Origin of the sequence: Lentzea xerophila, from assembly GCF_051094245.1 — a bacterium.
Taxonomy (GTDB): domain Bacteria; phylum Actinomycetota; class Actinomycetes; order Mycobacteriales; family Pseudonocardiaceae; genus Lentzea; species Lentzea xerophila.
Genome location: NZ_CP194934.1, coordinates 6,878,753 through 6,889,270, shown reverse-complemented (window position 1 = coordinate 6,889,270; position 10,518 = coordinate 6,878,753). Strand labels below are relative to the sequence as shown.

The following is a 10,518-nucleotide window of genomic DNA, read 5'->3' as shown; positions in this document are numbered from 1 at the left end:
TTGTGGAGTGTGAGATGTACGACCTGACCGACCCCCTGACCTACATCGGCACCGACGTGAACGCCATGTGGCGATGGTTCCGTGAGAACGAGCCGGTGTACCGGCATCCGGCGGGACCACGCGGGCCCGAGTTCTGGGCCGTGTGCCGCCACTCCGACGTCATGGCGGTCTACCGCGACAACGAGCGGTTCACCTCCGAGCGCGGCAACGTGCTCACGACGTTGTTGCAGGGCGGGGACTCCGCCGCCGGGCGGATGCTCGCGGTCACCGACGGGCACCGCCACCGGGAGATCCGCAAGCTGATGCTCAGATCCTTCTCCCCGCGGGTCGTGGGACGCATGCGGGACGCGGCCAGGGATCGTACGGCCGGCCTGTTCGCCAGAGCCATGGAGCAGGAGCGGTTCGACTTCGCGACCGAGATCGTCGACCACGTGCCGATCAACACGATGGGCGACCTGATGGGCGTGCCGGACGCGGACCGTGCCCAGCTCGTCGCGTGGAACACGGAGACGCTCGGCAGCCGTGACGGTGGCGGCACGGAGTTCGACGAGATCCTGGCCCGCAACGAGATCCTGCTGTACTTCCAGGACCTCGCCGCGCACCGCAGGCGCACCCCCGGCGAGGATGTGATCAGCGCGCTGGCCACCGGCACCATCGACGGTGAGCCGCTCACCGACGAGGAGATCGTGCTCAACTGCTACAGCCTGATCCTCGGCGGGGACGAGTCGAGCAGGCTGTCCGCGACGGGCGCGCTCGTGGCCCTGGCCGAGCACCCCGAGCAGTGGCGGGCGCTCAAGGACGGCACAGCCGGTCTCGACTCCGCGGTGGAGGAGGTGCTGCGCTGGACCACTCCGGCGATGCATTTCGGCCGCCGCGCGATCGTCGACGTGACGATCGGCGACCAGCTCGTCCGTGCGGGCGACATCGTCACGTTGTGGAACATCTCCGCGAACTTCGACGAGGAGGCGTTCCCCGAGCCCGGCCGGTTCGACCTCGCCCGTACCCCGAACCGGCACCTGACGTTCGGGTACGGCCCGCACTTCTGCATCGGCGCGTTCCTCGGCCGGGCGCACGTCGAGGCGGTGCTGGAGGGGCTGCGCGACCAGGTGGCCGAGTTCCGGCTCGCGGGTGAGCCGCGGCAGATCCACTCGAACTTCGTCTATGGCCACATCAACCTGCCGGTGGAGCTGACTCCCTTGCGGACCAAGGAGAACCTGCGATGACCAACCCGTTCGACGACGAGAACGGCACGTTCCTGGTGCTCGTGAACGACGAGGACCAGTACAGCCTGTGGCCCTCGTTCGCCGAGGTGCCCCACGGCTGGACGGTGTCGCTGGGCGCGAGCCCGCGGGCCGCCGCGCTGGCCCACGTCGAGGAGAACTGGACCGACCTGCGTCCGCTCCGCCTGCGGAGCTGACCCCGTGACCCAGGCGATCGAGGTAACCGGTCTGCGCAAGCGATATCGGGACTCCGAGGCGCTGTGCGGGGTGGACCTCGCGGTGCCCGCCGGCACGGTGCTCGGCCTGCTCGGGCCCAACGGCGCGGGCAAGACGACGACGGTGCGGGTGCTGGCGACGTTGCTGCGGCCGGACGCCGGTACCGCGAAGGTCGCCGGCTTCGACGTGGTACGCAGTCCCCGGGAGGTGCGGGCGCGGATCGGTCTCGCCGGCCAGTACGCGGCCGTCGACGAACTGCTGAGCGGTGCCGAGAACCTGGTGCTGCTCGGGAGACTGCTGCACCTGGGCGGACGTGGTGCCCGTCGGCGCGCGGCCGAGCTGCTCGAGCAGTTCGGCCTGACCGGCGCGGCGAACCGGCCGGTGCGGACGTACTCCGGCGGCATGCGCCGCCGCCTCGACATCGCGTCGTGCCTGGTGGTCACGCCCGAGGTGCTGTTCCTCGACGAGCCGACCACCGGGCTCGACCCGGCGAGCCGGATCGAGCTGTGGGCGACCGTGCGCGAGCTCGTGCGGGGTGGCGTGACGTTGCTGCTGACCACCCAGTACCTGGAGGAGGCCGACCAGCTCGCCGACCGGGTCGCGGTGATCGCGGGGGGCAGGGTGATCGCGGACGGTACCCCCGACGAGCTCAAGCGCAAGGTGGGTGGCGAACGGCTGGAGGTCGCGGTCGAACCCCGTGACGTCCCAGTGGCTTCGGCGGCTCTCGCACGTCTCGCGGCCGAGCCGCCCGTCGTCGGCGAGGGCGGGAGGATCTCGCTGAAGCTCGCCGGCACGCTCGACGGGATCGCGTCGGCCGCGACGGCGTTACGGGCCGCCGGGGTGGACGTCACCGACTTCGCGTTGCGCCGTCCCAGCCTCGACGACGTCTTCCTCGACCTGATCGGCCGGCGGGCGCTGGGGTGAGCGGGTGACACGGATCGTGTTCACGGGCCGGGACCTGGTCAGGCTGCGAATGAAGATCAGCCTGGGCCCGGCGGCGGAGACGGTGTTCGCGCTGCGCGACCTGCGCCGCGCGGGCGGTGGCGCGCACGAGGGCTGGCGCGAACGCGTGCACACCCGGCTGCGCGCCGACCCGGCACTGGCACGGTTGCTGCCGCGTTCGTCCGCTGACGACCTGCTGCACCACGTGGACCGCTCTCGCCGGGCACCGAAGAAGGACACGTCGTCGAGCGCCGACCTGCTGGAGATCTGGCGGATCGCCATCGCGCCCTACTGGGGCCGCATGTTCACCTATCTCGACGCCGAGTGCGATGCCCGCGGCCGGGCGGCGCTCACCGAGGGCGTCGAGTCACTGCTGTCCACTTTGCATCCCCGGATCCGGTGGGACCCTCCCGTGCTCGACGTGCCCGGCGGACCGGCGGGGGAGGAGCTCCGCCTGGACGGCAACGGCCTGGTGCTGAGCCCGTCGCTGTTCCTGGTGACCAGGCCTGGTGTCGTGCTCGGCGCCGAACGTCTCAGCGGCCGCCCGGCCCTGGTGTTCGCCGCACCCCCCGACCGCGCGATCTCGGAACGGATCTGGCAGGCACCGCAGCACTCCGGCCGTGCACTGGCCGCCCTCGTCGGCATGACGAGGGCAGCCGCGCTGCGGGTGCTCACCGACACCTGCACCACCGGGCAGCTCGCTGAGCGGCTCGGCATCTCCTGCGCGGGGGCGAGCCAGCACACCGCGGTGCTGCGGCAGAACGGGCTCATCACCACGAGACGGGTCCGCAACACCGCGTTGCACACCGTGACCCCGCTGGGCGCCGCACTGCTCGGCGGTGACCCGCTCGACGGCGGGCGCTGATCACTCCGGCCACGAGCTGTACCGCCGCCGGCCGTACAGCAACGGCACGTGACCATCCTGATGCGTCACGTCGAGGACGGTTCCCATCACGATGACGTGGCTGCCGGCGTGCTCGGTGCGGCTGACCCGGCAGTCCGCGATGGCATGCGCGGCGTCGAGCAGATGCGGCCCGCTCTGACCGTTGTTCCAGCGCACCTGGTCGAACCGCCCCGGCCGCCCGGAGGCGAACAGCTCGGCGGCGGACCGGGCACCGTCGTGCAGCAGGTTGACCGCGAACGCTCCCCGCTTCACGATCGCCGCCAGCGTCGGGCTCCCTGCCCGCAGACAGACCAGCAACATCGGCGGGGAGACGCTCAGGCTGCACAACGAGGAGCAGGTCATGCCCCACGGTCCGCCCTCGTCGTCCGTCGCCGTCACGATCGCGATACCGCTGGGGAACTCCGACATCAGTGCGCGGAACCCCGTCGCCGAGACGGTGCCGAGCGCGGTCGTCGAGTCGGTCACAGCACACCGTCCCTGTTCTCCTGGCGGGCTTGCACCGGTGGGCGGCGACGCAGTTCGGCGCGGTCGAGCACCAGCAGGATCGGCCCGGTCATCGCGGTGGTCACCAGTGCCATCACGACGAGCGCGAGGAACATCGGTGCGGTCAGGACTCCCATGCTGTACCCGATCTGCAGTACGACGAGTTCGGTCAGCCCGCGGGTGTTCACCAGCGAGGCCGCCCGCATCGAGTCCCATTTGGACAGTCCGCCCAGCCGGGCGCCCGCGTAGCCACCCGCCACCTTGCCCGCGACGCCGAGGACGACGGCCAGCGCCACCAGGGTGACCGGGATCGCGGCGAACGCCTTGGTGAACACGGTGATCCCGGTGGCGACGAAGAACACGGGTACGGCGTGCCTGCCCACCGCGGTGACCGCGGCGACCGGCGCCTCCCACTCCTTGCCGGTGGGCACGGCGAATCCCGCCAGCACGGCACCGAAGATCGCGGTCATGCCGAAGTGCTCGGCGCCCGCCGCCATGCCTACGGCCACACCACCGATCACGATCGCGGCGACGACCGGCCACCGGCCGGAGACGCGGCTCGCGGCGGCGGTGCGGGCCAGCGACCGCATCGACCACGCGGCCACGGCGCCCACGGCCAGCACGAGCGCGGTGCGGACGAACCCGTCCACCCTGCCGGACGCCAGTCCCACCGCGACGGTGAGCAGCAGCCACGAGATCGCGTCGATGACGATCGCGGCGGTCAGCGCGAGCTGCCCGATCCTGGTGCCGGTCATGCCGCGGTCGTCCAGGATCCTGGCCAGCACCGGCACGGCCGTGATCGACAGCGACACCGCGGTCATCAGCACGAAGGCCGGGGCGGAGGCGGTGCCCCGCACCAGCGGGTCACCGGCGACGAGCACCCACCCCGCCAGCAACGCGCCGGCGACGAGCGCGGGCAGCAGGGCACCCGCCGTCATCCAGCCCAGCGCCGGCGACGTGAACCGGTGGTGCGGCCGCAGTTCGTGCGCGACCCCGACGAGGAACAGCGCCAGCCCCAGCTTCGCGACGATGCCCAGTGCGGACTGGACGTGGGCGGGGAACACGGTGTGGAACACGTCGTCCCCGGCCAGCCAGATCACGGCCGGACCGGCGAGCAGCCCGGCCGTGATCTCACCGATGACCGCCGGTTGGCGAGCGCGGCCGGCGACGTACCGCCCGCCCGCGGCGATCACCACCGCGACGCCTGCGACGCCCGCGACGTGCAGGACATCCCATGCGGTCAAGGTTCCGTCACCTCCCGTGCAGCTGGCGGAGGTACTCGTAGGTGCTCGGCAGGGTGCGAACCAGTTCTTCCTGTTCCTTCTTGACTCTGGCGAACACCGCCTCGGCCGACTCCACCGTCTCCTGGCGGAAACCCAGCGCGGGCAACGGGTGCTCCGGCAGGAAGTCGAGGCCGGAGAACACGCAGTAGTAGTTGGCGTTGCTCCAGAAGTTCCGGAACTCGGCCTCGAAGTTGCCGTAGTAGTTGCCCTCGTCGGTCACCGGCATGTTCACCGCGAGACCCGCCTTGTACATCGCGACCTTCTCGCGGAAGTCGCTCGCGAGTTCCAGTTCCTTGCAGGCACGCCAGAACGGCGTGTCGTCGCGCGGGGCGAAGCTGAAGTGGCCCTGGATGAAGTCCCGCGTGTCGTCGAACATCGTCTCGATCTCGCGGTTGAACTGGTCGAGCAGGATCGGCTCGAAGTTCTTGTCCGGGAAGTGCTTCACCAGCTGGTACAGCGCCGCGTAGACGAAGTAGATACCGGTGGACTCGAGCGGTTCCAGGAAGCACGAGGACAGCCCGATGCCGACGACGTTCTTCACCCACGCCCGCCGGTTGCGGCCGACGCGGAACTTCACGTGGTTGAGCTTCTGCGTCTCCGGGTCCAGTCCCCACATCCGGCAGAACTCCTCGGTGGCCTCGTCCTGGGAGGCGAACCGGCTGGAGTACACGTAACCGGTGCCGAACCGGCCGAGCATCGGGATCTTCCACGTCCAGCCGGACGACATCGCGATCGCCGAGGTGTACGGCTCGACTCCGTCGGCCTCGTCGTCGTGCGGCACGGCCGTGGCGACGGCGCGATCGTTGAGCAGGTGGTCGCTCATGTCCAGGAACGGTTCCTTCATCACCTGGTTGATCAGCAGGCTGCGGAACCCTGAGCAGTCGACGAACAAGTCGGCCTCGAGCCGGCGGCCCGTCTCGGTCCTGATCGCGGTGATGTACCCGCCGTGGTCGACCTCGGCCTCGGTGAACTTGTCCTGGATGTGCACCGCGCCCTGCTTCTCGGTGGCGAAGCGGCGCAGGAAGTCGGCGACCAGGTTGGCGTCGAAGTGCCAGGCGTAGCTGGCCCAGCGGGTGCCGTCGAGGTAACGCGGCGACAGCTTCCTGTCGAACACCGGGGGCTGGCGGTAGCAGGCGTAGTCGAACGGCTCGTCCGTCTCGCCGGCCAGCTTCTTGTTCGCCCAGTAGTGCGACAGCGGCAGGTTGCCGTGCTCCGGCAGCAGGCCGAAGAGGTGGTCGAAGTGGTCCTTGCGGCCCTCACCGTGCGGTCGCGCGGTGGCCTCGCCCGCTCCGGGAGTGCGCCAGTTGACGAACCTGATACCCATCTTGAAACTGGCGTTGCACTCACGCATCCACTCCTCCTCGGACAGGCCGAGGAAGTCGAAGAACACCTTGTGCAGATTGGGAATGGTGGCCTCGCCGACGCCGATCTTAGGAATGGCGGGTGCTTCCAGTACCGTGATGTTCACGGCCGGTCCGAGCGCTTTGCCGAGATAGGACGCGCTCATCCAGCCCGCTGTTCCGCCACCGAGAACGACGATGTTCCTGATTTGGTTGCCTGTCATCGCTACGAAGCTCCAAGTCGGTTACCACTCGTGGGAGTGGAAGGTCATTTGACGAGAACGTGGCCGTCGTTTGGCCGATAGCGCCGGGAAGCTCGCAGATCGCGCAGCGAGAAACTGCGCTGCAGCCAGCGGTCCCGTCCGTCGTAGCGGGGGACGAACGCCGTGCGGCCGTGCAGCGAGATGCGGTTGTCCACCACCGCCATGTCGCCGGGCGCGAGGCAGAACGCCACCGACGTTTCCTCCAGCGCCGCTCCGAGCTCCTGCAGCGCCTTGCCCGCGGCGTCGTGCAACGGGGTCGTCGCGGCGAAGTCGACCACGATGTCCGGGTCCTCCGGATCGCCGCTGCACACCGCGTGCGGCTCGGTGGCGTCACCTCCGCCGAACGACGGGGGTGGCGCGGTCACGAAGTCGGCGCGGAACAGCGCCTCCCGGCACTCGGTACTGAGCCGCGGAAACGCCCGGCGGATGCTGGCGATGCGCAGTCCGGCCACACGTTCGTGGTCAGCCCGCAGGCACAGCAGCAGCACGTAGTCGGGCCGGTGCGGGTGAAAGGCGTTCTCGTTGTGGAACGACAGCATCACCGAGCCTTCGTTGCCCTGGAAGCTCTCGCTGCCGGGTACCGGCACCACGTCCTGCACGAGCGCGCCGGACTTCTCGGCGAGGAACGCCACCGGGTCGCCGAGTCCGCTCGTGAACAGCGACAGCAGTGCGGCGGGCACGGTCGCCTCGCGCTGTACGGAACCGCTGTGCGCCGGCGTGTCGGGAATCAGCAGCTCATCAACCGGTAATGCTTGGACCAGCAATGCCCCGGACTCGCCGGAGTCGCGCCGGAACCGAGCGATGCGTTTGCGGACCGAAGCCGGAACGTCGTGCCAGAAATCGCTCGACGCGGTCGTCCACGCGGGTGAACCGACCTCGTCACCGGCGACCGCGAGAAAGTCGTTGGCGACCTGCTCCATGGCTTTCGTCTCGATTGATCCCAACGTGAAGACGTCGGGCGGAACCTCGGCGTCAAAGAGAGCGGGCATCCATTTCCCCCCACTGAACAACAGGCGATGCGACGCGCTTTCGAGCCTAGGTTTCACCATCTCGACTGACCACCTGCTTAAGCGCAGGATGAAATTCCCTGGTCAGCATGGCCCCTGCGGAACCCGCGTTGACACGTCGTCCTGCCATCTGTCAGTCTCGTCTTACAGGTGGAGGGTAGCTCGGACAGTGGCTGGTGAGGGGATGGAAGGCGTGCGCAAGCGTGCACTGATCGTGCGGGTGGCCGGCTGGAGTGCCGGTAACCCCTGGAAAGCGATCATCGGATGGATCCTGTTCGTGGTGCTGTGCGTCATGGCCGGCAGCTTCGCCGGCGGCAAGGACGCGACCAGCGCGGACTTCCGGGTCGGTGAGGCCGGCCGGATGGAGCAGATCGCCGACGACGGAGGTCTCGCGCCCGCCGCGATCGAGAAGGTGCTGATCACAGCCCGGTCCGGGTCCCTGGACCGCGCGGCCGCCGACCGGGCGGCCGCGGACGTGAGTGCGCGGATGCGGGTGTTGCCCGAGGTGTCGTCCGTGGCCGAGCCGGTGGTCTCACCGAACGGTCAGGCGGTGATGGTCAAGGTCACCATGAAGGGCGACCAGCGGTACGCGAGCCAGTTCGTCGAGCCACTGCAGGCGCAGACGGCCGAGGTGCAGAAGGCGAACCCGGACCTGGTCGTCGAGGAGACCGGCAAGGGCTCGACCGGCAAGGGACTCTCGGACCAGCGGTCGGCGGACCTCGCGCTGTCCGAGGGGATCACGCTGCCGATCACGTTGCTGATCCTGTTCGTCGTCTTCGGCTCGCTGCTCGCGGCCGGCGTGCCGGTGCTGCTCGCCATCACGTCGATCGCGGGTGCCACCGGGCTGTACGGCCTCGCGTCGTACCTGTTCCCGGACGCGGGCGTGGGCAGCCAGGTGATCGTGATGATGGGAATGGCGGTCGGCGTCGACTACGCCCTGTTCTATCTCAAGCGAGAACGGGAGGAACGCGAGGCGTCCGGCGGCAGGATCAGCACGACGGCGGCCATCGAGCTCGCGGCGGCCACGTCCGGCCGGGCGATCGTGATGTCGGGCCTCGCCGTGATCCTCTCCACGGCGTGCCTGTTCCTGGCCGACGACGTGATCTTCTCGTCGCTGGCGGCCGGCACGATCATCGTCATCGCGGTGGCGGTGGTGAGCTCGCTGACCGTGTTGCCGGCGCTGCTCGCGAAGCTCGGCAACCGGGTCGACAAGCAGGTGCGGTTCCTGCGGCGGCGGTCCGACGCGGGTGCGCAGGGCAGGATGTGGGAGAAGTTGCTGCGTCCGGCGATGCGCAAGCCCGGCCTGACACTGCTGGTGTCGTTGCTGTTCATGCTGCTGCTGTCGCTGCCCGCGCTGGGACTGAAGCTCGGCGTGCCCGGCAACGACACGTACTCGCGGAGCGTCCCGGCACTGCAGGTCGCCGACCGCGTCTCGGAGGCGTTCCCGACCGAGCGGGCGAACAACTCGATCGCGGTGCGCTCGGCCTCGGCGTCGTCCGCTGACATCCGCGCGGCACTGGAAGGCCTGGCGGACAAGGCAGGCGCGGACCCGTTGTTCGCGGGCAACGACAAGCCCGAGATCAAGCTCTCCGCGGACGGGCACACGGGCACGCTCGACCTCGGCACGCCGAACAAGGTCAGCTCCCCAGAGGCGGCGCAGGCGCTGGACCGGCTGCGTGCCGACCTGGTGCCGCAGGCGTTCGCCGGGCTGCCGGGGGCCGAGTACGCGGTGTCCGGTGACGTCGCGCAGAACAGGGACTACGTCACGCACCAGAACGGGAAGCTCCCCCTGGTGCTGGGATTCGTGCTGCTGGTGACGTTCGTGATGACCGCGATCGCGTTGCGTTCGCTGGTGATCGCCTTCATCGGCACGCTGCTCACCGTGCTGTCCGCGGCGGGTGCGTTCGGCGCGCTGGTGCTGGTGTTCCAGGGCACCTGGGCCGAGGGCCTGTTCGGGTTCTCGTCCGTCGGGTTCATCGGGTCGCGTGTGCCGCTGTTCCTGGTCGTGATCCTGTTCGGCCTGTCGATCGACTACCAGATCTTCGTGGTCAGCCGGATCAGGGAGGCGGTCCAGCGAGGCGCGTCCACGCGGGAGGCCGTCACGCGGGGCATCGTCACGTCGGCGAGCGTCGTCACGAGCGCGGCCGTGGTCATGGTGTCGGTGTTCGTGGCGTTCATGTTCCTGCACCTGCTGGAGATGAAGCAGACGGGCTTCGCGCTCGCGGTCGGCGTGCTCCTGGACGCGGTGATCGTGCGGATCCTGATCCTGCCCGCGATCCTCGCCCTGCTCGGCCGGTCGAGCTGGTGGCCGTCCCGTCCGTGGCCGGCGGTCACGGGCGGGCCGCAGACCTCCGGCGCGACGGACCAGACGGTGGTGAACCAGCCGATCCGGTGAACCAGGAACGCCGGATCGGAAGCGAGCGGTGCCCCAGGGTCACACCCCCGATCCATGGGGCACCGCGCCCGGCGCCCAGTGCCGCACTGGGGGTATAGGAATCGTATAAGCCCCGCTGACAAAGTTGGCCCCCGTCCGGCACATCGCACATCAGGGGGCTGCCATGACCACCACGAACCAGACATCCAATGTGGACGAAGGCGTGCGCGAGAAGATCAAGGCGATCGTCTGCGAGATCCTGGAGATCGAACCGGGTGAGATGACAGGCACCAGCCTGTTCAAGGAGGACCACGAGGCCGACTCCATGGGCGCCATCGAGATCCTTTCCTCTCTCGAGCGGGTCTTCGGCGTCGACATCGACCAGAGCGAGCTGGCCCGCATGGTCAACCTGGACGGTGTCGTCGCGGTGGTCCAGGAAGCGTCGGCGGCGAAGTGACCCGCTCCAGGTAACCGGAGAGGGGACAC

At 69.3% G+C, this 10,518-nt stretch carries 10 protein-coding genes; 6 read left to right on the top strand and 4 right to left on the bottom strand.

Going from position 1 to position 10,518, the window contains the following annotated elements; translation table 11 throughout:
• Positions 1-14 precede the first annotated feature (14 nt).
• From ACRSBM_RS32750 to ACRSBM_RS32735, 4 genes are read left to right on the top strand one after another with little or no spacing between them, the layout of a single operon-like run.
• Positions 15-1,223: a cytochrome P450 gene (locus ACRSBM_RS32750; protein WP_434449422.1), complete on the top strand. Its 1,209-nt coding sequence runs from the start codon at positions 15-17 to the stop codon at positions 1,221-1,223.
• The gene (locus tag ACRSBM_RS32745) at positions 1,220-1,417 is read left to right on the top strand and encodes an MbtH family protein (RefSeq protein WP_434449419.1); all 198 of its coding nucleotides are present in this window, start codon (positions 1,220-1,222) and stop codon (positions 1,415-1,417) included. Before ACRSBM_RS32750 ends, ACRSBM_RS32745 begins: the two co-directional genes overlap by 4 nt.
• Positions 1,418-1,421: 4 nt before the next feature.
• Positions 1,422-2,360 (top strand): ATP-binding cassette domain-containing protein, encoded by a 939-nt coding sequence (locus tag ACRSBM_RS32740; protein ID WP_434449416.1) that lies wholly within the window; start codon positions 1,422-1,424, stop codon positions 2,358-2,360.
• A gap of 4 nt (positions 2,361-2,364) precedes the next feature.
• On the top strand, positions 2,365-3,243 hold the full coding sequence (locus ACRSBM_RS32735; RefSeq protein ID WP_434449413.1) for an ArsR/SmtB family transcription factor: 879 nt from the start codon (positions 2,365-2,367) through the stop codon (positions 3,241-3,243).
• Here the strand turns inward: ACRSBM_RS32735 and ACRSBM_RS32730 are convergent, their stop codons facing one another.
• The 4 genes from ACRSBM_RS32730 to ACRSBM_RS32715 are packed head-to-tail and all read right to left on the bottom strand — an operon-like array spanning position 3,244 to position 7,640.
• The gene (locus tag ACRSBM_RS32730; protein WP_434449410.1) at positions 3,244-3,747 is read right to left on the bottom strand and encodes a flavin reductase family protein; all 504 of its coding nucleotides are present in this window, start codon (positions 3,745-3,747) and stop codon (positions 3,244-3,246) included.
• On the bottom strand, positions 3,744-5,009 hold the full coding sequence (locus tag ACRSBM_RS32725; protein ID WP_434449407.1) for a cation:proton antiporter: 1,266 nt from the start codon (positions 5,007-5,009) through the stop codon (positions 3,744-3,746). The genes ACRSBM_RS32730 and ACRSBM_RS32725 overlap by 4 nt, the downstream gene beginning before the upstream one ends.
• A gap of 7 nt (positions 5,010-5,016) precedes the next feature.
• Positions 5,017-6,612 (bottom strand): tryptophan halogenase family protein, encoded by a 1,596-nt coding sequence (locus tag ACRSBM_RS32720; protein ID WP_434449404.1) that lies wholly within the window; start codon positions 6,610-6,612, stop codon positions 5,017-5,019.
• Positions 6,613-6,656: 44 nt separating this feature from the next.
• The gene (locus ACRSBM_RS32715) at positions 6,657-7,640 is read right to left on the bottom strand and encodes a TauD/TfdA family dioxygenase (RefSeq protein WP_434449401.1); all 984 of its coding nucleotides are present in this window, start codon (positions 7,638-7,640) and stop codon (positions 6,657-6,659) included.
• A 211-nt stretch (positions 7,641-7,851) separates the two neighbouring features.
• Here ACRSBM_RS32715 and ACRSBM_RS32710 point away from each other — a divergent pair, with 211 nt between their 5' ends.
• On the top strand, positions 7,852-10,053 hold the full coding sequence (locus tag ACRSBM_RS32710; protein WP_434449398.1) for an MMPL family transporter: 2,202 nt from the start codon (positions 7,852-7,854) through the stop codon (positions 10,051-10,053).
• Between the two features lie 163 nt (positions 10,054-10,216).
• Entirely contained in the window at positions 10,217-10,489 is a 273-nt protein-coding gene (locus ACRSBM_RS32705) for an acyl carrier protein (protein ID WP_090008231.1), read from the top strand.
• Positions 10,490-10,518: the final 29 nt, after the last annotated feature.

Excerpts from the sequence above, each read along its gene's own strand:
- ACRSBM_RS32750 (WP_434449422.1), top strand. The coding sequence starts at position 15 with ATGTACGACCTGACCGACCCCCTGACCTACATCGGCACCGACGTGAAC.
- ACRSBM_RS32745 (WP_434449419.1), top strand. The coding sequence starts at position 1,220 with ATGACCAACCCGTTCGACGACGAGAACGGCACGTTCCTGGTGCTCGTG.
- ACRSBM_RS32720 (WP_434449404.1), bottom strand. The coding sequence starts at position 6,612 with ATGACAGGCAACCAAATCAGGAACATCGTCGTTCTCGGTGGCGGAACA.
- ACRSBM_RS32715 (WP_434449401.1), bottom strand. The coding sequence starts at position 7,640 with ATGCCCGCTCTCTTTGACGCCGAGGTTCCGCCCGACGTCTTCACGTTG.
- ACRSBM_RS32705 (WP_090008231.1), top strand. The coding sequence starts at position 10,217 with ATGACCACCACGAACCAGACATCCAATGTGGACGAAGGCGTGCGCGAG.